Here is a 26,362-nt window from a genome sequence, read left to right on the forward strand (position 1 = left end):
AGAATGGCAAATAGAATGATTTTGAATGAAACATCGTATTTTGGAAAAGGAGCGATCGAGAACGTACCAACCGAATTCAAGGCACGAGGGTTTAAAAAAGCGGCAGTGATCACCGACAAAGATTTGGTGAAATTTGAAGTTGCGACCAAAGTGACGAAATTATTGGATGAAGCAGGTGTCGATTATGCGTTATATGATGGGATCGTGCCGAACCCAACAATCCAAAATGTCAAAGACGGCTTAGCGTTTGTCAAAGAAGCCCAAGCCGATTGTATCATTGCGATTGGCGGTGGTTCACCGATCGATACGGCAAAAGCGATCGCGATCATTGCTACGAATCCTGAATTTTCCGATGTGATTAGTTTGGAAGGCGTGGCAGACACGAAACATCCATGCTTGCCGATTTTAGCGGTACCGACAACTTCTGGGACTGCAGCCGAAGTAACGATCAACTATGTGATTACAGATGAAGACAATCATCGGAAATTTGTTTGTGTAGATCCTCACGATATTCCTCTGGTAGCCTTTGTGGACAGCGATATGATGATGGGGATGCCTAAGAGCTTGGCAGCCGCAACGGGAATGGATGCCATGACCCACGCCATCGAAGGCTTCATCACCAAAGGCGCTTGGGAAATGACTGATATGCTGCACATCAAAGCAATCGAGATCATCGGACGCTCATTGCGAGATTCCGTGAATGGCGATCAAGCAGGACGAGAAGCGATGGCGTTAGGACAATACATTGCCGGTATGGGCTTTTCAAACGTCGGCTTGGGCTTAGTCCACGGCATGGCCCATCCATTGTCCGCTTGGTACAACATTCCTCACGGAGTAGCGTGCGCGTCCTTGTTGCCAACCATCATGAAATACAACAAAGACTTTACGGGTGAAAAATACCGTGAGATCGCGATCGTTTTAGGCATTGAAGGGGCAGAAACGATGTCACTTGAAGACGTCCGCGATGCTGCTTGCCAAGCAATCGATCAGTTAAGCAAAGATGTGGGCATTCCAGCGACCATTTCTGAATTAGGCGTCAAAGAAGAAGATATCCCAGCCATCGCTAAAGATGCCTTGAACGATGTCTGCACACCAGGCAACCCGCGGGATACGACTTTAGAAGAAATTATTGAGCTTTATCGTTCGTTGATGTAAAAAGCTCAAATCATTCCTTTCAATGAGAGTGGTTATTTCGCTTGCTGCACAAGCCGTTTAAACCTAGATTGTTTTTTAACGGGGGTTGAAGGGTTTCGATAAACGGCGTTTTCCTTCTCGTTTTATTGGAACTAGCAGCTTTTCTTTTCTTATTCCAACAGTTGAATAAGGAACATTGATGATAACACAGATTTTGTTACAGCCATTTTGAAAAATGGCTGTTTTTTTTGTCCTTAACGTTGTATTGTAATTCTTATTATCGATCGTCTTTGTCCCTTGAAGGGGACAAAGAATGATAGAACGTTTACATTTCCTGGTGCTATGATAAGTGTGTAGAAAGGAGAACGGTTACATGACTGTTATGGAACAACGAAAGAGAAAAATCATCCATATTCTTTCCAATACGAGAGAATTTGTCACAGCCGATGAACTATCCGCAGCGCTTCGACTTTCTACAAAGTCGATTTATCGCATCGTAAAAGCGATCAATGAGGATGCCACGATTGACTATGTGATTCTCTCAGAAAAAGGGAAAGGCTACCGCTTAAGTTTCCATCATCAAGAAAAGCCCCAGAGTCAGAAAGCAGAAATGCCGAATGCACTGACACCAGTGGAACGCCGTAACAAGGTGATGGAGGAGCTATTGCTTATTTCCCCCAAAAGAAAGAATATTTTTTCCCTATATCAGCCTTTTTATGTGAGTGAAACGGTCATCAACAGTGATGAGAAATTAATTTCTGAAGCTTTGCAGCGTTTTGAGCTGACGGTTTCCCGCAAAAATAAAATGATCGGGGTGAACGGTGCAGAAAAAAATATCCGTCGTGCATTGCAGGAGTATATCCAGCAAACCCGCAATATCCGCTTGGATGATCTGCATGTGACGAATGAGGCGTTCAACCGTTATGATGCGGAGTTTGTTTTGCGACAGCTGAATTTGATTGAAAATCACCTAGGCTTAGTAATTCCTCACCCATACAACATCAATCTTTTTTCTCACCTGTATATCTTATTGCGGCGGTTTCGCAAAGTAGGGAATTCGTTTAACGAGGATATTTTAGATGAGAAAGAGAAACAGCAAATGCAAGAAAACCCAGAGTTAGCCACCATCGCCAAAGAGATCATTGGCAATAGCGAACAGTACTTGCATACGAAATTACCAGAAAACGAAAGCTATTATATGTATCAGTACCTCGTCTCCTCACGGATGCAAAAGGCCACGGATGAATTAGAGGATCTGTCAGAACAAGTAAAACTGATTTCCAATGCATTTATAGAAAAAATGAGCACCCAGCTGCAGCGCTCATTTGAAGACGAGGAGTTATTCGGTAAATTGGCTCGCCATATCAAACCAATGATCAATCGATTGCGACATGGGATTGAAGTCAAAAACAATCTTTTGGAGCAAATCAAATTAGAATACACAGATTTGTTTTTTGCTACCGAAGAGACTGCAAGAGAAATCTGTCAAGTGTACGATTTGCCAGCACTCACAGAAGATGAAATCGGCTTTGTCACCCTTTACTTTGCTCAAGCGATCGAAGAACATCCTCAACAACTCAAGGTTATGATCGTCTGTACTACGGGAATCGGGACCTCCGAATTATTAAAAGTAAAAGTGCATAAGAAATTTCGTGAGTTGGCAATCACCGCTGTCCTACCTTCTCGTGATGTGGAAGCGGCTTTAAAGCAACACCCGGATACGGAGATGATCATCTCAACCGTTCAATTAACGATCGATAGTCCGATTCCGGTCGTGATCGTGAGCGCCATGCTGACGATGGAAGACCAAAAACGCCTTGAAGCGATGATTGGGAGGGTGAGAAATGACTAAATTCCCTTTGTCCCTTACGTTAGTTTCAACAGAAGCAGGAGAGACGAAAGTCGATGTTTTAAGGAAGATTGCAGCTGTTAGTCAAACAATCGGGCTGACGGAGAGCAAAACCCTGCTATTTGAAGCACTGCAAGCCCGAGAAGCGAGCGGCAATACGATGATTGCTGAAGATTTTGCGCTACCACACATTGAAAGTGATGTGGTGAAAAAAAGCGGAATCGTTCTAGTCAGAGGTGAAAAAGTCCTTTGGCAGGGAACGCTGCAAGCAAAAACGATTTTTGCGATCCTGATGAAGACTGACGAAACAACCGCGGTGAAACAAGCAGTCATCCGCTTAATGAAATGTTTCGCCTATGAAGAAAATCTGCAATTCATTGCAGAAAAATCAAAAGAAGAAATCGAAGCCTTCCTTCTCAACCAATGCGGCTGATAGGAATGAATGATCAATTCAGTAAGGCAAGAGGTACTCAACTAGAGGAGGAAAACGAATGGATATTTCAACAGTAATTGATCCAAAAATAATCAAAACCAACATGGAGGCAGCTTCTAAAGAAGAAGCCCTGCAGCAATTGAGTCAGCTTTTATATACCAATGAGTACTTGACGGATCAGGCAGCATTTTTAAAAGATGTCTATGAGCGGGAAGCAGTTGGTCAAACAGGGATTGGTAATTACATTGCCATTCCTCATGGAAAAAGTGCTCATGTGAAGGAGATCGGCGTAGCAATCGGGGTTTTAAAAGAAGAGATCCCTTGGGAAACGTTGGATGGCAAGGGAGTGAAAGGAATTATCTTATTCGCCGTCGGTGATGACACGGAAGGGGCGCAAAAGCATTTGAAATTGCTCTCTTTGTTCGCTCGGAAATTAGGAAATGACGAGGTGACGGCTGCCTTGTTGAAAGCAAAAGAGCCGCAGCAAGTGATTGAAGCATTTCAAGGATAACAGAAAATTTAAGGAGGAATTAGTTATGAAAATCGTCGGCGTATGTGCATGTACAGTAGGGATCGCTCACACTTATATTGCTCAAGAAAAGTTAGAAAATGCGGCTAAAAAGGCAGGTTACGAGATCCATGTGGAAACACAAGGAACGATCGGTCGTGAAAATGAATTGTCACCTGAAGCGATTGCGGCTGCAGATGTCGTGATTTTAGCAGTTGACGTCAAAGTAGCAGGACGTGAACGATTTGAAGGGAAACGGATCATTCAAGTGCCGACCGAAGTTGCCATCAAGTCCCCAAGTAAATTGTTGGAAAAAGCCAAAGAGGTCGTCCAACAGCAGGCGGTCTAAGAAAACCGAAGGAGGAAGGAAACTATGGAAAAAATCAAAGCATTGAATTTAAAAGGACACTTGTTGACAGCCATCTCCTATTTGATTCCGATTGTCTGCGGTGCCGGATTCTTGATTGCCATTGGCATGGCTTTCGGCGGCACCAGCCAGGGACAACTAGTGCCAGGTGAATTTACGATTTGGGATGCTTTAGCTACGATGGGAGGCGCAGGACTCGGGTTGCTTCCAGTGGTCATTGCGACAGGAATTTCTTATGCGATTGCCGAAAAACCGGGGATCGCGCCAGGGTTTATTATTGGTTTGACAGCCAATGCCATTGGTGCAGGTTTTATTGGGGGAATTTTGGGCGGCTACTTAGCTGGATATCTAGTAATTGCTATTTTACGATTTATTAAAGTACCAAATTGGGCGAAAGGCTTGATGCCGACATTGATCATTCCCTTTTTGACCTCTTTGATCGGTGGTCTGATCATGGTCTATATTATCGGTACACCGATCACTGCCTTTACGAACTTACTGACGAACGCATTAAATAGCTTAGGCTCCTCTTCATTATTGGTTTTTGGTGCCGTCATCGGCTTGTTGAGCGGCGTTGATTATGGTGGACCAATCAATAAAACGGTCTTTGCTTTTGTTCTGACGATGCAAGCAGAAGGGATCAATGGACCGATCACTGCACTGCAATTAGTCAATACTGCAACACCGATCGGCTTTGGTTTAGCATTCTTTATTGCAAAACTGTTCGGCAAAAACATCTATACGCCTGTAGAAGTGGAAACGTTAAAATCTGCCGTACCAATGGGTGTGATCAATATCGTTGAAGGGGTGATCCCAATCGTTATGAACGATATCGTCCGAGGGCTGATCGCAACAGCTATTGGCGGCGCTGCAGGCGGGGCTGTTTCAATGGTCTTAGGGGCAGATGCAACTGTACCGTTTGGTGGTGTGCTGATGCTGCCGACCATGACTCGTCCGTGGGCTGGGGCAGTAGCTTTGCTGGTAAATATAGTAGTGACTGGGATCACCTTGGCTTTGATTAAGAAAAATGTCACTGAAGAACAAGTAGCCGCACAAGCAGAAGTGGAAGAAGAAGAAATCGATTTAGATGATATTCAAATTTTCTAAAAAAGCGATTCAATTGAAAGAAGAGTCGTTCCTCTCAGTACAAGACTGATTGAGGAGAAAGGATAAGTCTATGAACAAAGTTGAATTTTCACCGTCATTGATGACGATGGATCTAGATAAATTTAAAGAACAAATCACTTTTTTGAATGACCAAGTTGACTCCTATCATATTGATATTATGGATGGTCATTACGTACCCAATATTTCCCTATCCCCATGGTTTATTCAAGAGGTCCGCAAAATCAGTACTTTGCCTCTGTCCGCTCATTTGATGGTCACTGAACCTGCTTTTTGGGTGCAGCAGCTGATCGATATCAACTGTGAATGGATCTGTATGCACGCTGAGGTTTTAGATGGATTAGCATTTCGTCTGATCGATCAAATCCATGATGCTGGATTAAAAGCCGGGATCGTTTTAAATCCTGAAACGCCAGTATCGGTCATTTTGCCTTATATCGATCTTTTGGATAAAGTCACGATCATGACAGTTGATCCAGGGTTTGCTGGCCAACGCTTTATTGAAGGGGCGTTAGATAAAATTGTTGAACTACGGGAATTACGGGAAGAATACGACTATCACTATGTCATTGAAATGGACGGTTCCTCCAACCGGAAATCCTTCAAACGGATCGATGAAGCCAATCCAGACATCTATATTGTCGGACGCAGTGGATTGTTTGGTTTAGATGACGACATTGCCAAAGCATGGTCGATCATGGTCGCAGATTATCAAGAAATGACTGGAAAAGTTTTGAGCAGCTAAGCAAAGCCAAAAGCAAAAGAATCGGACGACCAAAGTTAGGACTGTTAAAAAGAGGAGCATTCGTTGCCTATTAGCCAGTAAACTTTGGACGTCCGGTTCTTTTCTATTGTGAAAAGGCAGTGAATAGAAACATGCTGGCTGAAGAAAGTGAAGGAGGCAATTTAATTGAAAAAACTATTTGATAAAATCGATCAATTAGGAGTGAATACCCTTCGTACATTAAGTATCGAAGCCGTACAAAAAGCCAATTCAGGACATCCAGGATTACCGATGGGGGCAGCACCCATGGCCTATGCCTTGTGGACGAAACACTTGAAAGTCAATCCAACGACTTCTCGCAACTGGGTGGATCGTGACCGTTTTGTTTTGTCTGCTGGACACGGTTCGGCGTTATTGTACAGCTTGTTGCACGTGTCTGGCTACGATGTGACCATTGAGGATCTAAAAAACTTCCGTCAATGGGATAGCCGCACGCCAGGGCATCCAGAAGTCGATCACACAGACGGCGTGGAAGCAACCACTGGACCTTTAGGACAAGGGATCGCCATGGCAGTCGGTATGGCGATGGCCGAAGCCCACTTGGCTGCAACCTACAATCGCGACAAGTATCAAGTCATTGATCACTATACCTACGCTTTATGTGGCGATGGCGACTTGATGGAAGGTGTTTCGCAAGAAGCTGCATCCATGGCTGGTCACATGAAATTAGACAAACTGATCGTCTTGTACGATTCAAATGACATCTCCCTAGATGGCCCAACTTCAAAAGCCTTTACAGAAAATGTCGGTGCGCGTTTTGAAGCGTATGGCTGGCAACACATTCTCGTTGAAGACGGCAATGATTTAGAAGCGATCTCGAAAGCGATCGACGAAGCAAAAGCTGAAAGCGACAAACCAACCTTGATCGAAATCAAGACTGTGATCGGATACGGTGCGCCAAATCAAGGCACCTCTGCCGTTCATGGTGCGCCGATCGGTGCCGAAGGCATTTCTGCAGCCAAAGCGATTTATGGTTGGGAATACCCAGAATTTACCGTACCTGAAGAAGTTGCCGCGCGCTTCAAAGAAACCATGATCGATGAAGGGCAAAAAGCTGAAGCAGCTTGGAACGAAACCTTCCGTGCCTATGAGGCAGCCTACCCAGAACTTGCTGTGCAATTCAAACAAGCCTTTGCGGGTGAATTGCCAGCAGATTGGGATGCAGCATTACCAAGCTACGAAGTTGGCAGCTCACAAGCTAGTCGAGTATCTAGCAAAGAGATGATCCAAGCCTTATCCAAAGCCGTCCCTAGTCTCTGGGGTGGATCGGCTGACCTTTCTGGATCCAACAACACGATGGTGGCAGCAGAAAAAGACTTTGAACCTGGCCAATACGAAGGCCGCAACATTTGGTTTGGCGTCCGAGAATTTGCGATGGCGGCAGCGATGAACGGCATCCAATTGCATGGCGGTACGCGAATCTATGGCGGAACCTTCTTCGTCTTCGTTGATTACTTGCGTCCAGCGGTGCGCTTGTCTGCGATCCAGCATGCACCTGTGATCTATGTCTTGACGCATGACTCCGTGGCGGTTGGAGAAGATGGACCGACGCATGAGCCAATCGAGCAATTAGCCAGCGTCCGTTGCATGCCGAATGTCCAAGTGATTCGTCCAGCAGACGGCAATGAAACCCGTGCTGCCTGGAAATTGGCCATGACGACAACGGATAAACCAACGGTCTTAGTCTTAAGCCGACAAAATCTACCAGTGATCGAAGGCACGCAAACCGGTGCGGATGAAAATGTCGCAAAAGGTGGCTACGTGATTTCAAAACAAGCTGGTGAAACACCAGCGGGGATTTTGATCGCCACAGGTTCTGAAGTGAATCTTGCGGTCCAAGCACAAGCTAAATTGGCAGAAGAAGGCATCGATGTATCGGTGGTCTCCTTACCAAGCTTTGATCTGTTTGAAGCACAAAGCTCAGAATACAAAGAAAGCGTCTTGCCAAAAGCAGTGAAGAAACGGGTAGCGATCGAAGCGGCTTCCCCATTTGGTTGGGAACGTTACACCGGTTGCCATGGAAAAGTGATCGCGATCGATCATTTCGGTGCATCCGCACCTGGTGACAAAGTCTTAGCGGAATTCGGCTTCAGTGTTGAGAATGTCGTGAATACTTTCAACTCACTATAATCAAAAAACAGGCGATCTTTAGAGGGAACACTCCTTTGAAGATCGCCTGTTTTTGTTTACTAAAGAAGCATGGCTAATTCTGCGCTTAATTTTTCTCTATTGTTAAAAGGAGCCATGAAATCATCTCTCGATAGCACTCATCAGCGCTCGCATTTGGTGTCCGATCAAAGTCATGCTGATCTAAGTCGAGCCAAAGTGTTTTGGCATGGGGGACTTGTGCAGCGAAAGCTTCGGATGCGCTGAAGGGAACATCTGGATCTTTTTTGCAATGAACGACAAAGCACGGAGGAAAGTCTTGGTAAGCGGCAGCAGGAATCGCCAAGGTTGCTAGCTGTTCCCGATTCCCTAAATAACGCTGCCAGTTGCCATATTGACGGGCGGAAAGGTACAAAGGGAATCGTTTTTCTAACGTGCCGTGGGTGATGGGTTGGCTTTCGATCATGGCTTCAGCGACGAATGGTGGGACTTTCGGAAATTGTGTGTAAAAGCGTGCCGGCTGCAAAAATTCTTTACAAAACAACTCTTGGTAACCGTAAAATCGGATCAAACCCTTTTGCTCCGAGTGCTTTGTGCGTGCGGTCAGTAAGGTCGCTAAAAAACCGCCGGCGGAGCGACCGAATAGAACATACTCATTTGTACCAACGCCGCTGAACTGCCAGCCTTCATCCAAAAACCACTCCACTGCCTTTTTTGCATGAAGGTAGATATCGTGTAGCGCTACTTCGGGAGCCAGTGGATAATCGAACAGGTAAAGGCTAACACCGGCAGCCAGCAATTGGTGGACATAATCCTGTGGAAGGTCTTCCCGCTGACCATAGAGGAAGCCACCACCATGAAAATACAAAAGGCTGATCCGAGGCTGCGCTGCTTTTAGGATCGTCACTTCTAACGGCAAAGTGCCGTAGGTGTCAAATTGGATTTTTTCTGTTTGCGCAAAGGCATTTTTAGGATAAACCATTGTTTTCTTCCTTTCTCTTCTTCGATAGTATAAGGAAGAGTATAGGAGAAGGAAGCGGTTTAAAAAACAGCGTTATGACTAAAAATAGAAACGGTTTTGTCGAAATTGAACAATGATGTCCTTCAGTAACACGCTTACAATAACCGTATAAATCAAAGGAGGCAGAACAATGGAGTTGAAAAAAGAAGTAGCGGCAATGATCGATGCACTATCTCAGATTGGGAGTGATCCCACTGGAGGAATGACTAGACTGCTTTATACCGATTCATGGAAAGAAGCGCAATCATTTGTAGAAAAACAATTAAAAGAAACTGGCTTAACGACGTCCTATGATGCAGTCGGCAATCTCTTCGGCAGAATGGAAGGCAGCCAGTATCCAGAAGAAACGATTCTTTCAGGGTCACATATCGATACCGTCGTTAACGGTGGCACATTAGACGGTCAATACGGGGTCGTTGCTGCTGCTTTAGCGATCAAGTATTTAAAAGAGACCTATGGGCAACCTTTACGCTCCTTGGAAGTCATCTCAATGGCAGAAGAAGAAGGCAGTCGTTTTCCAACCGTTTTTTGGGGAAGTAAAAACTTTGTCGGAGAGGCCAAAAAAGCCGATGTTGAAGCGATCGCAGATTTTGAAGGCAATCGCTTCGTGGCAGAGATGCAACGCCAAGGCTTTGATTTTCGCGACCCACAAGAACCGGTTCGATCAGACATCAAAGCCTTCGTGGAAATCCATATCGAACAAGGCAGTGTTTTAGAAAAAGAAAATTTGCAGATCGGTGTCGTCAATAGTATCGCTGGTCAAAAGCGCTACACCTTTGTTTTAAAAGGACAAGCCAATCATGCAGGAACCACACCGATGGGCTATCGCCAAGATGCTGTGTATGGGTTTGCCAAAATGTGTGCCGCAGTGATCGACCGTGGCTTAGAGCTTGGGGATCCATTAGTAGTGACATTCGGTAAAGTTGAGCCAAAACCGAATACGGTCAACGTGGTTCCTGGTGAAGTGTTGTTTACGATGGATTGTCGCCATACCGATGGGCAGCTATTGGATGCCTTTACTGCTGAAGCAGAACAGATCATTCAAGCGATCGCCAAAGAGCACGACCTGACAGTGGAGATGGATCTATGGATGGATGAACGCCCTGTGCCGATGGACGAGACGATCGTTGCCACGGTGGAACAAGCGGTGAAGCAAACCGGCAAACGTTACAAAGTCATGCATAGTGGGGCGGGGCATGATTCCCAAATCATTGCACCACATTTTCCAACTGCGATGCTGTTTGTACCAAGTATTGATGGGATTAGCCACAACCCAGCCGAAGCAACGACTATCGAAGATTTAGTAGCTGGGGTTGAAGTTTTAGCAGCTTCCCTTTACGAGCTAGCATACAAAGAATAGAAAGCAGGGACACACATGGGATATAAAAATAATAATACGGGCTATTTAGATGGATTGCTGCAATCACGAGCAGTCATTAGAAAAAATAATTTTGCGATCTTGCCGCATGATGGGCTAGTGAATAATGTCATTCCAGGCTTCGAAAACTGTGAATGTTCGATACTCGGCACACCAAAATTAGGGGCGTCTTTTGTCGATTACATCATTTCATTCAAAAAAGATGGCGCCAACCAATTGGGCTTCGGCGGTCCAGAGATCGAGAGTTTCTTGTATGTCATCTCGGGCAAACTGGAAGTAAGTGATGGCAAAGAAACCCATACATTGACGAACGGAGGCTATATCTATCTGCCTGCTGGAGAAAAACTGTATATGAAAAATCTCCAAGAAGAAGCGACAGAAGTGTTCTTGTATAAGAAACGTTACCAACCACTTGAAAATCACCAAGCCTACAAAGTAGTGGGGAATCTTTCAGAGTTGACGCCGATCCAATACGAAGGGATGGCAGACGTCCTACTTTGGGATTTCTTACCGAAAGAGTTGGGCTTTGACATGAATATCCATATCCTTTCCTTTGAACCAGGGGCAAGTCATGGCTACATTGAGACCCACTACCAAGAACATGGAGCGTACTTACTGTCAGGTAAAGGGATGTATAACTTAGATAATGAGTGGTTCCCAGTGGAAAAAGGCGACTACATTTTCATGAGTGCCTATGTTCAGCAAGCGGCCTATGGTGTTGGTCGTGACGAACCATTGACCTATATTTATTCCAAAGATTGCAACCGCGATCCGGAAATTTAAAGGAGTTTAGAAGATGGAAGAAACGGTTATTGTACAGTCACAAGAGTTACAGCAATTGATCCAAAACAAATTAGCGGCTGCTGGTTTGTCTGAAGAGCACGCAGCCATCGTTGCAGAGCATTTGGTCTTTGCCGATGCCAGCGGGATCCACTCTCACGGGGCTGTGCGGGTAGACTATTACGCAGAGCGGATCGCTAAAGGTGGGATGAATCGCACCCCGCAGATCACGTTTGAAGAGACTGGACCGAGCAGCGGGATCGTTCACGGTCAAAATGGCGCAGGGCAGGTCGTCGTATTAGAAGCGACAAAGCATGCCATTGAGATGGCCAAACGTTCTGGGATCGCGGCGGTTGGTGTGCGGAAAACGAGTCATAGTGGGGCACTATCCTATTATGTCAAAAAAGCCGCAGAAGCTGACTTGATTGCATTATCTATGTGCCAATCGGATTCAATGGTGGTTCCTTTTGGCGGCAAAGAAAATTATTTTGGTACCAATCCGATTGCCTTTGCGGCACCGCGAAAGCATGGTGCGCCGGTGGTCTTTGATATGGCAACGACAGTCCAAGCGTGGGGCAAAATTTTAGATGCTCGTTCCAAAGATAAAGAGATTCCAGCAACATGGGCCGTTGATGCCCATGGCAAGCCAACGACGAATCCTCATCATGTTCATGGGTTATTGCCAATCTCAGGACCAAAAGGCTTTGGGTTGATGATGATGGTGGATATCTTGTCTGGAATGCTCCTTGGGCTGCCTTTTGGCAAGCATGTTTCCTCTATGTACAACGATCTGACGAAAGGTCGCGACTTAGGGCAGTTTATTTTGCTGATCGATCCTCAACGCTTCACTGACTTAGACACATTTAAAGAGTCAGTCGAAACGATGATCGAAGAGCTACACGCCATACCGGCTGCTGAACAGTTCCAGCAAGTCTATTATCCAGGCGAGATCAATCAACTAACCTACGAAAAATATATGGCAGAAGGCATTCCTATCGAAAAGAACATTTATCGCTATCTCATTAGCGACACGGTTCATTTTGACCAGTATTCTGGGTCAGATGCCTTTGCACAGACAGGAACAGGAAAGTGAGGAGACCCATGTTACACACTATTATTCAAAAAAACAATTACCAAGATTCCATTGTTTTAATGCTTTTGACCAATCGTTTACTGACGATCGAAGGGATCAACAACGCTTCGGTCATGATGGGTACACCTGCCAATAAGGATATCTTCAAGACGGGTGGTCTTTATACCGAGGAGATGAGCAATGCGACATCCAACGATATGGTGCTCGTGTTAGACATTGAAGAGGAAGAAATCATCGAAACAGTCCTGTCAGAAATCGATGCCTTCTTATCGGACCAAAGCAATAGCGCAGGAGAAGAAACCCAAAGCGTCAAAACTTGGGAAAAAGCCTTAGATCTTGGAAAAGATGCGAAGGTCGCTGTCTTATCGATTCCTGGTACTATGGCAGCACCAGAAATTGAAACCGCATTAGCAGCAGGCAAACATGTTTTTTGTTTCAGTGATAATGTTTCGTTGGAAGAGGAAGTTCGACTAAAGAAAATGGCTCATGAACAAGGACTTCTTTTAATGGGACCAGATTGTGGCACAGGGATTCTCAATGGGATACCAGTAGCCTTCACGAATGCCGTTCGTAAAGGGAAAATCGGTGTTGTCGGCGCTTCGGGTACGGGCATCCAAGAAGTCACCACCATCATTCATAAATTGGGTGCCGGTGTGACACAAGCCATCGGAACCGGTGGACGAGATCTCAAAGAAGAAGTCGGTGGGATCACCATGAAAGACAGCATTCTTGCCTTGGAACACGATCCTGATACGGAGGTGATCGTGGTGATCTCCAAGCCACCTGCACCACGTGTCCGCGATGAAGTGTTGGCATTATTAAGAAGAGGAACAAAACCTGCAGTCACGATTTTTCTTGGGGAAGAACCAACGGATCACGAAGAAAATCTTTACCGAGCCTACACGCTGGAAGAAGCGGCACAATTAGCCGTGCAGCTGCTACGTCAAGAACAGATTGGATTAGAGCCAGTAAAAGAGGAAACGGCAGCTGCCGCTTTTGGACCTGAACAGCAAAAAATCAAAGCTTATTATTCTGGCGGAACATTGGCGTACGAAGCAGCGATGCTGGTCAAAGCAGGATTAAATCTAGAACAAGAAGATGCCCATCAAGAAGGGTACATCTTAAAAGCAGCTGGCCATGAGATCATCGATTTAGGTGATGACATCTATACGCAAGGCAAGCCCCATCCGATGATCGACCCAACAAAGCGGATCGAACTGTTGAAACAAGCGGGAGAAGATCCTGAGACGGCAGTGATTTTGTTAGATATCGTTTTAGGGTACGGCTCTCATCAAGATATGGCGAGTGAATTGGCACCGACCATCAAATCGTTGAAGGAAGCAGCGCAAGCAGCTGGCCGGGAGTTAGCGGTGATCGCTACGATCGTCGGAACTGATTTAGACCCCCAAGACAGCAACGAGCAAGCAGAGATTTTAACCGCAGCTGGCGTGATTTTGTGTCAAAGCAATGCCCAAGCAGTCAAACAAGCTTTAGCAATGCTAGGTCACCCGTTTTCCCCAATTAGTCGTAAGCTGTTGCCAAAAGCAGTGACAACTGCCGATGCGTTGCCAGAGTCATCTGAAAAGAGCCGCGAATTGTTGGCGAATGACGCGTTTATCAATGTAGGGTTGCGTAGCTTTGTGGAAGCGATCCAGGAACATCACGGTCAAGTCGTTCAATATGACTGGCAGCCAATTGCTGGTGGAAACGTAACGTTACAAAAAGCCTTACGTTTCTTAGCACAAGTGTCACTATCAGAGTAGGAGGAAGTTATCGTGTACAAAACTATTGAAGAAGCAAACCAAGCCGTTATTGCCAAAATCGTTGCGGGTTCGCCTTTTTTGCTGGATGTCGTTCCAGCAGTCAGTGTCATTCCAGAATTAGGTGAAGGAAAAGTCCTATTGCATGCAGGACCACCGATCCGCTACGATCAGATGATCGATCCGATTCAAGGTGCTTGTGTTGGTGCGGGGCTTTTTGAAGGCTGGGGCGAAACGGAAGAAGTGGTACGTCATTTATTAGCATCTGGGGAAGTTCAACTGATTCCTTGTCACCACGTGCAAGCGGTTGGCCCAATGGGGGGCATCACCTCTGCCAATATGCCAGTGCTCGTAGTGGAAAACAAAACCGATGGCAACCGAGCGTATTGTACGATGAACGAAGGGATCGGGGCAGTTTTACGTTTTGGCGCCTATTCTCAAGAAGTCATTGATCGCTTGCATTGGATGAAAAATACGTTAGCACCAGTTTTAAGTGCTGCACTACAAACAAAACCCGATGGCTTGAACATCAATGTCTTAGTCGCAAAAGCTATCGCCATGGGGGATGAGTTCCATCAACGGAATATCGCTGCTTCGTTGGCGTTCTTAAAAGAAGTAGCACCAGCGATCGTTACCCTGGAAGGATTTGAAAAAGAAAAACCAGAAGTCATTCAGTTTCTTGCAGACACGGATCAGTTCTTCTTGAATATCATGATGGCTTCTTCCAAAGCGGTGCTTGATGGCGCCCGGACGATTGAAGAAGGCACGGTTGTGACCGCAATGTGTCGCAACGGGCATGAATTCGGTATCCGTATTTCTGGCATGGGAGACGAGTGGTTTACTGGTCCTGTCAATACACCAAAAGGGCTGTATTTCTCAGGATTCAGTGAAGAAGATGCCTCTCCAGATATGGGCGACAGTGCCATTACGGAAACCTTTGGTGTTGGGGGAATGGCAATGATTGCTGCCCCAGCTGTGACACGCTTCGTTGGTTCTGGTGGATTTCACGATGCGTTGAAAACCAGCAATGAGATGTTAGAGATCTCCATTGATACCAATCCGAATTTTCCCGTTCCTACATGGGACTTCAAAGGGATCTGTTTAGGGATCGATGCTCGTAAAGTCGTGGAAACAGGGATCTTACCGGTGATCAATACAGGGATCGCCAACAAACAAGCTGGACGAGGACAAATTGGTGCCGGGACAGTGACACCACCAATGGATTGCTTTGAAAAAGCTGTCTTGGCTTATGCAAAAAAATTAGGATTTGAAGAATAAATCAGGGACTGAAAACGTGAAAAAGGAGCAACCTAACGATGATACAGGCAAAATGGATCGACCAAGCTTTATTTGAACCCGCATTTATCAATGGCAACTGGCTCGTTCACAGTGTGTTTCAGCATAGTTTCAATCTGCAAGATCCTCGTCAGGATCAGCTGATCTGTGTCTCCAAACAAGCGGCTCGCGTGCCCAAAGGGATGATTTTAGCTGCCGACGATTATGCAGCGTTGGCGACAGGCTTAGTTGCTGGTACCACTCTTTTGGTTCAGCAACGGGTGATCCATTTTCCGCATCATCGTCTGTCTTTTCAAAAGGCAGCCAAATTTACAACGACCGTTCCAACTGGCACAGTCCCATTCGATCGAGAACTGTTTTGGTCAACCCTTCAAAACGTCACGGAAAAGACGGGGATTCAAGAAGCTGTTTCAGAAACCATCCGCAGCAATTATCCGTTTTATGACGCAATCGATCAGCTATGCACGCCTTCATTTAAGGAACAACGGCAAGCAGTCGCTTATTTAGTCGGACGGGGTGTCGGATTAACCCCCACAGGCGATGATATGCTAGTTGGTCATTTACTGGCTCGCCGAGTGATGGGGCAAGAAGATACCCGCTTGGTGGCTTATCTACAAAGAAGGCTGTTGACAGTCAATGATTTAACGACTGACGTCAGTAAACACTATCTTCTGCATGCGTTGACAGGCGCATTCAATCAATCGGCATTATCCTTGACCAGGTGTACCGATTCAGCGGCTTTTTCCCAAGTAATCAAAGAGATACTAGCGATCGGTCATACCTCGGGGGCCGACTTTTTGGCAGGGTTTGCTCGCAGTATCGATCAATTTCAAAACAATAGAAATGAGGAATTCATATGGCAAAACGAGTGGTCATCGCTCTAGGGGGCAATGCAATTTTAAAACCGAATCAACCAGCGACCGTTGAGACACAGCTTGCAAATATCCAGTTAAGTGCAGAACAGATCGCTAAAATCGAGAAGCTTGACCATCAAATCGTCGTGACGCACGGCAATGGTCCGCAAGTCGGCAATATTTTACGACAAAATGAAGAAGCCAAAGAAGTCGTGCCGCCTTTTCCACTGGATGTCTGCAATGCAGAGTCACAAGGCTTTATCGGTTATTTAATGGAGCAAAGCATCAAAAATAAAATCGAGCAAGAAGAACTGACCAGCAATGTCGTGACCTTATTGACCCAAGTGGAAGTGGCAGCGGATGATCCCGCGTTTGAAAAGCCAACGAAGCCAATCGGCTTGTTCTACTCAGAAGAAGAAGCAAAAACAATGGCTGAAGAAAAACATTGGGTGATGGAAGAAGATGCTGGACGTGGGTACCGTCGCGTCGTGCCATCTCCACAACCTGTGACGATCCACGGCGTGGAATCAATGGTTCATTTATTGAATCAAAATACCATCGTGATCGCTGGTGGCGGCGGTGGGATTCCAGTCGTAAAACAAGCGGAAGGCTTGAAAGGGATCGAAGCAGTCATCGATAAAGATCGAACTGGGAAAAAACTGGCAGAACAAGTGGATGCCGATGTATTTATGATGCTGACCGACGTCAACAACGTTTATATCAATTATGGAACACCGAAACAAGAAAAATTAACGGGCTTATCCGTAAGTGAAGCGCAAGCATATTTTGATGCGGGGCATTTTGCAGAAGGTAGTATGGGACCGAAAATGGAAGCGGCGATTGCGTTTGCCAAACAAGGAAAGACAGCAATCATCTGCTCATTGGAAGAAGCGGACTTAGCATTGTTAGGTGAAGCAGGCACAAGGATCGCTGGGTAACACCAGCGATCCAACTGCTTGATTCGCCTATTAGTCGCCTTCTTCCGACAGCTCAAGGGCTAAACGCAGATCCAGGCTGATGCTAGGATCATGCACGTTTTTTCCTAGCAGCTTTTGACACTGTTCGATGCGGTATTTGATCGTGTTGCGATGAACGAACAAGGCTTTGGCGGTGCGGGTGATCTCACATTGATAATCCAAGTAAGCCCGCAAGGTTTTGCGCAATTCGATGGTGGCATCTTCTTGCGGAAACGCCAATTCTTTAAGAATCGTACGGCAGAAATAATGGATATCTTCAGGACTCATTTTTTCAAATAGACTCCGCATTCCCCGTTGATGGTAGAAAGAGACGATGGACGAATCATGTTGGCCTCTTCGTTCTTCATAAGCAGTCTTTGCTTCGATGTAGGAGCTGGCTAAATCATTGATACTTTCACAGACACTCCCTACCCCAAAGGCCATTCGAAATGGCAACCGATTGGTCAAAGCATTGGCGGTCTCGATCAAATGGTCTTCTAAGACATCACACTTGTGCTGCACGAAAATCGCAAAGTGATTGCTGCCCTTTAAGCGAAAGAGACAAACATCTTTGATGCGATAAGGCAGTTGTTCACTAAACCACTGATAGACCAGGTCACTTTCTTCTTTTAGGTATTTGTCTTTGCCTTTGGTTTCTTTGGTTGGTTCACAGGCACCATAGATGACACGATAATGGCGGGCTTTGACCAAACCGTAAGTCTTTCCGAGATCTAACCAATCCTTTTGTTCTTGCTTGGTGGATTGCTGGTATTCGATCATCCGTGTTAAAAAGTCACTTTTTAAATCTTCAAAAGATTCTTGCACTTTTTGGTTCTTGAAGAGCATAAACGACAAGACCAAGGCTGCTTGTTCCAGCGCAAAATCCGAGACAGGATAAGGAATCGCCTCAGGATTCAAAATGACTAAATAATGGGGGAAATAAGTGGAGGTTTCAATGGCATAATAAGAAATTTGTGACGTTTTTTCATGAAGATCTTTGATAGGGATCGCCCCGCTTTTTTCACCAGTAAAAACCCCTTTCGTTTGTCCTAATTGATGGATGTAATACTCCGCGGGTTTTGACATGCGGGTGAAATGCTTGGAGTGGGCAATCACTTGTTTAAAAGGATTCAACAAAATGATCGGTGTATTGACCATTTGGCCAAAATCAGCGATAAAGCGAGCGATGCTGACATCCTTCATCAAGGAAGCAGAGAACCGTTTTTGAATGTCTAAGGCATAGCTCAGCTGCTCGGTTTTGGTGTTCCACAATAAATTCAAAAGCTGGTGCATCAAACGACCCAGCGGCATCGTGGCAGGTACTTCTACGATGGGGAAACCCAAGCTATCGGCGTAGGTGATCACTTCAGGATCGATGACATCTAAAAAACGACCGATCTTGATGCCTAATCCAGCGGCATTTTTGGCTACGAGAGAATCGATCAGCTCCAGAAGCGCTCCTTGATTATCTTTATAAACCATCGCCGTGCTTAAGATAAAGGTATGCTCAGGAATATAGTGGGCGATATCGGGGGTCTCGGTGATTTCGATACTGTCGACGGGAATTTCCGCAGTCAGGGGATCTGTCAATAAACGCAAATTGGAAAAGCGTGGTATAGCAAGCAATTCAGCAACTAACTTCATAGAGAAACTCCTTTTGGAATTGAACAAAATAAACAAAAACATGTCCTTTTTTAGCTTTATTGTACAACAAACTTGGAAACGTTGACAAGGCGTTGGACAGTGAAATCAAAAAGAGAAATGAGGGAAAAAGATGTATAAAGAGTTAACGATCGCACAACGTACGATCATGACACCTGGGCCTGTAGAAGCCCATCCTGCTGTTCTACAAGCAATGACCAATCGCATTTTGGGGCAGTTTGATCCGAATTTTTTGGCGATCATGGATGAGGTCAAAGAAATGATCAAACAACCGTTTGGAACCAAAAACAAAGAGGCATTTGCCATTGACGGGACTTCCCGAGCTGGTTTAGAAGCGGCGCTGATCGCTTTGATCGAACCAGGGGACAAAGTCTTGATCCCAGCCTATGGGCGCTTTGCTTTCTTACTGGGAGAAATCTGTGAACGTGCTCAAGCACAAGTCAAATATGTAGAAAAAGAGTGGACGGCTCCTTTTGCACCCGTAGAGGTCATCAAAGAAATCGACGCATTTCAACCCAAGATCGTGGCGATGGTCCACGGGGAAACCGCCAACGGGCAAATGCAGCCGTTAGCAGAAATCGGGCAGTATTGTCGCGCAAAAGATATTTTCTTTGTCGTTGACATGGTGGCGACTTATGGTGGCGTGGCCCTGTCAGTCGATGATTGGTGTGTCGATTTAGCGATTGCCGGTACACAGAAGTGTTTAAGTGTGCCGTCTGGTCTTTCATTAGTGACCTACAACGATCGCGTCGAAGCCGTCCTTAATGCCCGTTACCAAAAAGAATTAGGCTTGAGTAAAACGGATCGAAACAAGCGGCACATTATGAGCAATTACCTGGATTTGAGTCAACTGCAACGCTACTGGAACACTGAACGAATCAACCATCACACAGAAGCGACGAGTATGATCTATGCGCTTCATGAAGGATTACGGATGCTGCTAAACGAAGGCCTTGATGCAGCCTATCAACGTCATTTGACGAATGAAGGCGCGTTGGTCGCTGGACTGGAGGCAATGGGGCTGTCGATTTATGGCGAAAAAGCAACCAAAATGCCGACAGTTACCCCCATCTTTATTCCAGAAGGGGTTGATGGCGAAGCTGTCCGAGAAGAGATGCTTCACTCCTTTGGTGTAGAGATCGCTAGTTCATTTGGTGATCTAAAAGGAAAAATCTGGCGGATTGGAAATATGGGCTACAGCAGCCGCAAAGAAAATATTTTACATGTCCTAGCCGCGTTAGAAGGGGCACTATTGTACCAGCAAGCACCAATTTCTGCTGGCAAAGCGCTCATCGCTGCGTTAAATTACTACCAAAAAACGACTTAAATTTTTAGCACAAATGCACAGCAACTGAAAGCGCTTTGTGAAAAATGACAAATGCAATCGTCGGCAAAAAAACGTACACTAAGACTATCTTAAAGCGCTTTCGTTGGCGTGCTTCACAAACTTTACTTGTGTAACTGATGGAGGGAAAAAAATGGAAATCAATAAAGAACGTGGTGGGCTTGCCTACTGGAAACAAATTATTATCTTAATGTGTTCAGGCTGGGTCACTATCTGGATTTATCGCGCTGCATTATCGCCAGTCTATCCGCAAATCAATGAGTCACTTGGCGGCAATATTTCTGATACAGCATTAGGATCGATTGCCAGCTTTTACTTTTTCGGCTATGTAATCATGCAGATTCCTGCCGGCTTTTTGGTGGATAAGATTGGGAAGAAAACAGTTCTGCTTCCAGGATTCGTGGTATTTGCACTGGCAGCTTTACTGATTTCACAAGCCTCTTCAATCTCCATGATCTATACCGGTAGCTTTTTAGCAGGGATCGGCTGTGGGTCATTTTACGGCTCAGCGTATTCTTTGACCTCACAGAACATTCCGAAAGAAAAGAAGAGCTTCTCAACAGCGATCGTCAATAGTGGTTCTGCCGTTGGTTCAGGGTTTGGGATGATCTTATCAAGCTTTATCGTTATTCAGATGAACATGCCTTGGCAAACAATGATGTATTTATCCGCTTTCTTGATCGTTTGTATGACGATCGCTTTTGCATTGGTGATCCGCAGCAACAAAGAAGACGTGGCTTTCTTGGAGAGCCAAGCAGCAGCTGAAGAAGAAACAACGGATCAGCCGAAAGAAAAAGTTTCCCTTTCGACCTTGTTCTCACTGCGGATGCTCTTTACTTATGTGTTATATTTTGCGACGTGTTATGCCTACTATATGACGGTTACTTGGCTACCAAACTTCTTAGGAACAGAACGAGGCTTCCAAGGAGTCGCGATCGGTTTCTCTTCTTCATTGGTAGCATTTGCTTCCATTCCTGGGGCATTGTTCTTTAGCCGCTTGGCAGACAAATATATGCACAAAAAAGTAACTTTTATCGTTATTTTAGAAGTGTTGGCGGCGTTGATGTTATTAGTAACGGTGCAAGCGACAAATTCGACCTTCTTAATGATCGCGTTGATCTTGTACGGGTTCCTTGGGAAATTAGCGGTTGAACCAATCATCATTTCTTGGCTAGGGGAAAATGCACCCAAAGTTGGGGTCGGTACGACATTAGGGGTCTTCAACTTTTTCGGCATGATGTCTTCCGTTATCGCACCAACATTGACCGGATCGATCTCGGATGCAACAGGGTCAAAAGTAATGGGCTTTTATATCGCAATTATTTTGTTGATCGGTGGTACATTCTTATTCTTGACTGTAAACTCTAAGAAAACAGCCAAGTAGAAAAGTGAGGCACAACAGATGAAAAAACGATCCTTAAAAATCAGTTTGACCAACCAAATCATGATTGCAACGGTATTGGGGATTTTTTGGGGCGTTTCCTTTCCCGGGTTAGGTGATCAAATGCAGCTAGTCGGGGACTTCTTCTTGCGACTGATTCAAATGTCTGTGGTCGTGCTGGTCATGGGCTCGGTGATTGAAGCGGTGGGGGGACTTGATCCAAAAGAATTAGGTGGGATCGGCGGGAAAGTCTTCCTTTGGTTTACTGGATCGACCCTCGTCGCCGCTATTTTCGGTCTCTTGTTCGCCTTGATCCTCAAGCCTGGCGCCGGCCTTGATCAGTCCCTGCTGCAAAGTACAGAAACCGCATTAAGTACCAGCAGCATGGAAGAAGTCATCTTAAACTTTGTTCCACTGAACATTATTCAAGCCATGGTGGAGCAGAATATGATCCAAGTGATTATTTTTTCGCTCTTCTTTGGCCTTGCCTTGAGCTTGATCAAGCATGAAAAAAAGAATCAGCTGTTTCTAGATATGATCAGCAGTTTTAATAATATTTTGATAAAAATGGTCAGCATGATCATGAAGTTGGCGCCGATCGGGATTTTCGGCCTTGTTGCTTCCTTAGTAGAAGATACCGGTATTCGTGTGTTGGGAATGTTAGCCAGTTTTTTATTGACGTTAGCAGCAGCATCTTTGCTCTTTTTGTTTCTTTGGTTTCTCTTGACGTCGCTCTATTGCAAAGTTTCCTTGTTTCGTTTGATAAAGAACATGTGGCGCCTCTCGGTGGTTTCCTTTACGACCACCTCCTCTGCTGTTTCATTGCCGTTTCAAATCGAAGATGGCAAAGAGCGATTTGGGATCAGTGATCGAATCAATAAGCTCGTGATGCCTCTGGGCATGACCTTAAATAGCAATGGGCTCTCCTTATTTTTAGCCCTGGCAATCGTAACCGTTGCTCAGGCGTACCAGATCCAATTGAGCTGGGGGGATCTTTTGCAAGTGGTCTTGTTGTCCTCGTTGGCATGCTTGGGAACGATCGTCGTTCCAGGCGGCGGATTAGTCACACTGGCTACGGTTTTACCTATGTTAGGACTGCCTAATGAAAGCATCGCCTTACTGGCTGGGATCGATTGGTTTTCTGGGATGTTTCGGACCCTCTTGAATGTTGACCCTGACGTCACAGTGGCGTTGATCGTTGCTCATGATGAAGGAGAACTGGATCATGCAGTCTTCAATGGTGAAAAAGCCTCGGTCAAATTAGCAGAAAAAATCACCGATGGCGTATAAGACCAATCATTCTTGTGATGAAACTTTACTCTTTTTTGAAAACGTGCTACGATTGATTCGTTGATAGACGAAAGAAGCTTCCTGAAATACCGTGAACGGTAACCAGTAGCGGCTGATTTTCCGCTCGTCATTCAACAGACAACTACGACAAAAAGAGGAGGAAAAAACATGACAGCATCGATGAAATTGTGGATTGACCTTTTGAATAGCTAATTTAAATCTATTTCAAAAGTCTAGGCAATCGTGATTTCAAGGGATGAGTGTCCTCTTTTTTCCAATTTCTTATTAAAATCAGGGTATAGCGGTAGGCTATGCCCTTTTTTTGTGCTTGCGTTTTCCTAGACGGGAAGGACAGACTGATGGAACAATTAAGTGTAAAAATAAACAATCTAATCAAAAATTATGGGTCCAAAGAAGTACTGAACATTGAAGAACTGAGCACCTATCAAACGGATCGTATCGGGATCGTGGGCGCAAACGGGCAAGGCAAGTCTACCTTGCTGAAATTGATTGCGGGAGTCGTCGATCCTGATTCAGGAACGATCCAAAAAGAAAATTCGTTTCACTATTTCCCGCAAATCGCTGAGGTGACTGAAAAGACGGATGCCCTTGACTGGGCGCTGTTCGGTCGTTTTTCGATCCCAACAAATGAATTGGCGACACTAAGCGGCGGGGAGGAGACCAAATACCGGTTGGCACAAACGTTATCTTCCTATCAGTTAGGACTTTTGCTCGATGAGCCAACAACCCATTTGGACCAGCAAGGAATTCAAGTCTTGATTGAGGAATTGCAGTATTATTATGGCACCCTGATCGTGGTCAGTCATGATCGGTATCTATTGAATCAGCTGGCAACGAAAATCTGGGAAGTCGATCAAGGAAAAGTCACCGAGTATGCTGGCAATTATGACAGTTACCGACAGCAAAAAGAGCAAGCGGCACAGCGTATTGCCTGGGAGGCTGCGCAGTATCAGCAACAAAAACAGCAGTTGACCCAAGCAATCCAAAAGAAAAAAGAACAAGCGATCAAGAGTAGTCGCATTTCTGAAAAAAAGCGACAGCAGAACATCCGACCAGACCGTTTGTCGTCATCAAAACAAAAAGACACGGTGCAAAAGTCATTGCAAAAAACAGTCAAAGCCATGGAAAGCCGCTTGGATCAGTTGGAAGAAGTGAAGGGCGTCGCCCGGCAGCAGGTGATTCGTTTTCCAGTAGTCCCTGCAGTGGAGCTGCATAATAAACGACCGATTCGTGGGGAGCAAGTAACCATTCAAAGAGGGGCGAAACGTTTGCTAGACAGCAGCAGTTTCCAGTTTGCTGCCGGGAAGAAAATCGCTATCGTGGGTCCGAACGGTTCGGGAAAGTCGACTTTACTAAAAGAAATCATCGCAGGCGGAGAGGGAATCTATGTATCACCGAAAATCGTCTTTGCGGTCTACGAGCAAATGGGCTATCGAAAAAACAGCACCACACCGCTTTTGACGGAATTGATGGCTCAAACAGACTATCAGGAACCACTGGTCCGCAGTATTTTACACAATCTGGGATTTAGCCAGATTGACGTGATGAAGCCAGTCAATGTGCTAAGCGGCGGAGAAGCGACACGGGTCGAGCTCGCACGCATCTTTACTCAACCTGCCAATGTTTTGATACTTGATGAACCGACGAACTTTATTGATCTGCCGACAATCACCGTCTTGGAACAATTGATTCGCAGCTATCGAGGCATGGTTTTGTTCACATCTCACGATCAAGCGTTTATCGATGCCGTCGCGGATGATGTGTATCAAATCGATCATGGAAAATTAACATTGGTTTCCAGTAACTAGCAGCATTGTCGCTTTTATAACTGTATAAAGAAAAACAGCGCGGGAAAGGAAGCGACCGCCCAACGTTCGATCAACAATCGGCCGTTGAGCGGTCACTACAAAACCCGTGCTGTTTTTTTCGCAATCATCGGTATCGCCTAGCTGTTGCTACACGCTTAATAAATCTTTTTCGTAAAGTATTTTAAGATCAGGGGAGAGATCAAGGTACTCAACAAGACAACGATCACCAAAGGGGAATACAATGCGGACGAAATCAATTGGTTTTGTTGACCAATCTGCAAAATGATCAATGCCATTTCACCTCGGGAAATCATTCCAGCTCCCACCATCCAAGCACTGTTGTTCGAGAATTTCGCGATTTTCGCCCCGACATAGCCGCCGACCAGTTTGGTCAAGATCGCGACCACGGTAAAGGCAAGAATAAAGAATAATTGCTCATTTAAGCGGGAAAAATCAACTTCTAAGCCAACGCTGACAAAGAACACCGGAATGAAGACGGCGTAACCTAATGCTTCGACACTGTGTTCCACTTCCTCACGAACCTTCGTTTGACTGACAGCGATCCCTGCGAAGAAGGCACCAATGACCGAGCTTAACCCAACGAGGTCAGCAAGATACGCCATTCCTAAGCAGATGATCAGTGACATGATGATCACCGCGGAATTTGCAAATAGCTTTTCTGCAAGTGCCATTAAGAACGGAGCGATCCATTTCACCAATAGAAAAATCAACACAAAATAAATCAATTCTACCAATAAGGTGACCGGCAGTGGTGTTGCTTGGCTGCTTTCGCCGCCTAAAAAGGAAAGGCTAAGACTCAAAACCAACACGACCAAAATATCATCCACGACGGAAGCACCAAGAATCGTCGATCCTTCTTTCGTATTCACCACATTCAACTCTTTCAATACTTCGACAGAAATACTGACTGAGGTGGCAGCTAATACGATCCCGAAAAAGAACGCTTCTGTGGGACTGCTTTGAAAACCGACCCCTGTGGCATACCCGAAGAGCATTGGGAACACGATCCCCAAAAGGGCAACGAGCATCCCAGGACGAAAATAGCGTTTCAATAAAGAAATATCACTTTCCAGTCCCGCTAAAAACATCAGCAAAATAACACCAATCTCTGAAAAATCATGAACCAGAATATCTGGATGGACCCAATTGAGTCCTGCGCCTCCTAATAAAACCCCTGCTAACAACTGCCCGATAACAGCAGGAACGCCCATCCGTCTCGCCAGATGCGAGAAGAGGGTCGTCGTGATTAGGATCAAACACAAAATCCCGACAAAATGCATAAAACCTCATCCTTCTTTCCTATAACATACTCCCCTTTAGTATAGCATTCTCTCTTGAATTGAGCCTGTATCAAGCCTTTTTTATTAAAAGAGTTTCATTAAACCGCACG

22 protein-coding genes are annotated in these 26,362 nt (G+C 45.4%); 19 read left to right on the forward strand and 3 right to left on the reverse strand.

What is annotated here, in order from left to right; genetic code table 11:
* Positions 1 to 3 precede the first annotated feature (3 nt).
* The 8 genes from fucO to tkt all read left to right on the forward strand — a co-directional run bounded on the left by fucO (position 4) and on the right by tkt (position 8,330).
* The gene (gene fucO, locus IGI73_RS03880) at positions 4 to 1,155 is read left to right on the forward strand and encodes a lactaldehyde reductase (RefSeq protein ID WP_159161253.1); all 1,152 of its coding nucleotides are present in this window, start codon (positions 4 to 6) and stop codon (positions 1,153 to 1,155) included.
* Positions 1,156 to 1,507: 352 nt separating this feature from the next.
* Positions 1,508 to 2,986, forward strand: coding sequence for a BglG family transcription antiterminator (locus tag IGI73_RS03885; RefSeq protein ID WP_218212879.1), 1,479 nt, complete (start codon positions 1,508 to 1,510; stop codon positions 2,984 to 2,986).
* Positions 2,979 to 3,416, forward strand: coding sequence for a PTS sugar transporter subunit IIA (locus IGI73_RS03890; protein ID WP_428207277.1), 438 nt, complete (start codon positions 2,979 to 2,981; stop codon positions 3,414 to 3,416). The genes IGI73_RS03885 and IGI73_RS03890 overlap by 8 nt, the downstream gene beginning before the upstream one ends.
* Before the next feature lie 58 nt (positions 3,417 to 3,474).
* Positions 3,475 to 3,927, forward strand: coding sequence for a PTS sugar transporter subunit IIA (locus tag IGI73_RS03895; protein WP_074536500.1), 453 nt, complete (start codon positions 3,475 to 3,477; stop codon positions 3,925 to 3,927).
* A 25-nt stretch (positions 3,928 to 3,952) separates the two neighbouring features.
* Entirely contained in the window at positions 3,953 to 4,273 is a 321-nt protein-coding gene (locus IGI73_RS03900; RefSeq protein ID WP_008380953.1) for a PTS fructose transporter subunit IIB, read from the forward strand.
* Between the two features lie 24 nt (positions 4,274 to 4,297).
* Complete coding sequence (locus IGI73_RS03905; RefSeq protein ID WP_005234436.1) at positions 4,298 to 5,398, forward strand: PTS fructose transporter subunit IIC; 1,101 nt, start codon at positions 4,298 to 4,300, stop codon at positions 5,396 to 5,398.
* Positions 5,399 to 5,468: 70 nt separating this feature from the next.
* Positions 5,469 to 6,161 carry a D-allulose 6-phosphate 3-epimerase gene (alsE, locus tag IGI73_RS03910; protein WP_086294769.1) on the forward strand — a complete coding sequence of 231 codons (693 nt, stop codon included), beginning with the start codon at positions 5,469 to 5,471 and terminating at the stop codon, positions 6,159 to 6,161.
* Between the two features lie 165 nt (positions 6,162 to 6,326).
* Positions 6,327 to 8,330 (forward strand): transketolase, encoded by a 2,004-nt coding sequence (tkt, locus tag IGI73_RS03915; RefSeq protein WP_438759105.1) that lies wholly within the window; start codon positions 6,327 to 6,329, stop codon positions 8,328 to 8,330.
* Positions 8,331 to 8,415: 85 nt separating this feature from the next.
* On the opposite strand, the gene IGI73_RS03920 is transcribed toward tkt, so the two are convergent.
* Complete coding sequence (locus IGI73_RS03920; RefSeq protein ID WP_428206539.1) at positions 8,416 to 9,288, reverse strand: alpha/beta hydrolase; 873 nt, start codon at positions 9,286 to 9,288, stop codon at positions 8,416 to 8,418.
* A 169-nt stretch (positions 9,289 to 9,457) separates the two neighbouring features.
* Between IGI73_RS03920 and allC the strand changes: the two genes are divergently transcribed.
* The 7 genes from allC to arcC are packed head-to-tail and all read left to right on the forward strand — an operon-like array spanning position 9,458 to position 17,426.
* A complete protein-coding gene (gene allC / locus IGI73_RS03925; RefSeq protein ID WP_005225359.1) occupies positions 9,458 to 10,687 on the forward strand; it encodes an allantoate deiminase in 1,230 nt (409 codons plus the stop codon).
* Between the two features lie 15 nt (positions 10,688 to 10,702).
* On the forward strand, positions 10,703 to 11,488 hold the full coding sequence (gene allE / locus IGI73_RS03930; RefSeq protein ID WP_428206538.1) for a (S)-ureidoglycine aminohydrolase: 786 nt from the start codon (positions 10,703 to 10,705) through the stop codon (positions 11,486 to 11,488).
* Positions 11,489 to 11,501: 13 nt separating this feature from the next.
* Positions 11,502 to 12,578, forward strand: a complete 1,077-nt coding sequence (gene allD, locus IGI73_RS03935; protein ID WP_015509185.1) for an ureidoglycolate dehydrogenase — start codon at positions 11,502 to 11,504, stop codon at positions 12,576 to 12,578.
* A gap of 8 nt (positions 12,579 to 12,586) precedes the next feature.
* Positions 12,587 to 14,341: an acyl-CoA synthetase FdrA gene (gene fdrA, locus IGI73_RS03940; RefSeq protein WP_428206537.1), complete on the forward strand. Its 1,755-nt coding sequence runs from the start codon at positions 12,587 to 12,589 to the stop codon at positions 14,339 to 14,341.
* Positions 14,342 to 14,353: 12 nt separating this feature from the next.
* Entirely contained in the window at positions 14,354 to 15,616 is a 1,263-nt protein-coding gene (locus tag IGI73_RS03945) for a DUF1116 domain-containing protein (RefSeq protein WP_428206536.1), read from the forward strand.
* Between the two features lie 38 nt (positions 15,617 to 15,654).
* Positions 15,655 to 16,518 carry a DUF2877 domain-containing protein gene (locus IGI73_RS03950; protein ID WP_428206535.1) on the forward strand — a complete coding sequence of 288 codons (864 nt, stop codon included), beginning with the start codon at positions 15,655 to 15,657 and terminating at the stop codon, positions 16,516 to 16,518.
* A complete protein-coding gene (gene arcC / locus IGI73_RS03955; RefSeq protein ID WP_194194823.1) occupies positions 16,491 to 17,426 on the forward strand; it encodes a carbamate kinase in 936 nt (311 codons plus the stop codon). The genes IGI73_RS03950 and arcC overlap by 28 nt, the downstream gene beginning before the upstream one ends.
* 30 nt (positions 17,427 to 17,456) lie before the next feature.
* Here the strand turns inward: arcC and IGI73_RS03960 are convergent, their stop codons facing one another.
* Positions 17,457 to 19,088 carry a PucR family transcriptional regulator gene (locus IGI73_RS03960; protein WP_428206534.1) on the reverse strand — a complete coding sequence of 544 codons (1,632 nt, stop codon included), beginning with the start codon at positions 19,086 to 19,088 and terminating at the stop codon, positions 17,457 to 17,459.
* A 130-nt stretch (positions 19,089 to 19,218) separates the two neighbouring features.
* On the opposite strand from IGI73_RS03960, the gene IGI73_RS03965 reads away from it, so the two are divergent.
* The 4 genes from IGI73_RS03965 (at position 19,219) to abc-f (ending at position 24,951) form a co-directional block, all read left to right on the forward strand.
* Positions 19,219 to 20,433 carry a pyridoxal-phosphate-dependent aminotransferase family protein gene (locus tag IGI73_RS03965; RefSeq protein ID WP_060791738.1) on the forward strand — a complete coding sequence of 405 codons (1,215 nt, stop codon included), beginning with the start codon at positions 19,219 to 19,221 and terminating at the stop codon, positions 20,431 to 20,433.
* Between the two features lie 151 nt (positions 20,434 to 20,584).
* Positions 20,585 to 21,835 (forward strand): MFS transporter, encoded by a 1,251-nt coding sequence (locus IGI73_RS03970; protein WP_005225368.1) that lies wholly within the window; start codon positions 20,585 to 20,587, stop codon positions 21,833 to 21,835.
* A gap of 18 nt (positions 21,836 to 21,853) precedes the next feature.
* Positions 21,854 to 23,122: a dicarboxylate/amino acid:cation symporter gene (locus IGI73_RS03975; protein ID WP_142967050.1), complete on the forward strand. Its 1,269-nt coding sequence runs from the start codon at positions 21,854 to 21,856 to the stop codon at positions 23,120 to 23,122.
* Between the two features lie 359 nt (positions 23,123 to 23,481).
* On the forward strand, positions 23,482 to 24,951 hold the full coding sequence (gene abc-f, locus IGI73_RS03980; RefSeq protein ID WP_428206533.1) for a ribosomal protection-like ABC-F family protein: 1,470 nt from the start codon (positions 23,482 to 23,484) through the stop codon (positions 24,949 to 24,951).
* A gap of 155 nt (positions 24,952 to 25,106) precedes the next feature.
* On the opposite strand, the gene IGI73_RS03985 is transcribed toward abc-f, so the two are convergent.
* Complete coding sequence (locus IGI73_RS03985) at positions 25,107 to 26,252, reverse strand: cation:proton antiporter (protein WP_005225371.1); 1,146 nt, start codon at positions 26,250 to 26,252, stop codon at positions 25,107 to 25,109.
* Positions 26,253 to 26,362: the final 110 nt, after the last annotated feature.

This window comes from Enterococcus sp. DIV0755f (genome assembly GCF_051713725.1).
Lineage (GTDB): Bacteria > Bacillota > Bacilli > Lactobacillales > Enterococcaceae > Enterococcus_D > Enterococcus_D casseliflavus.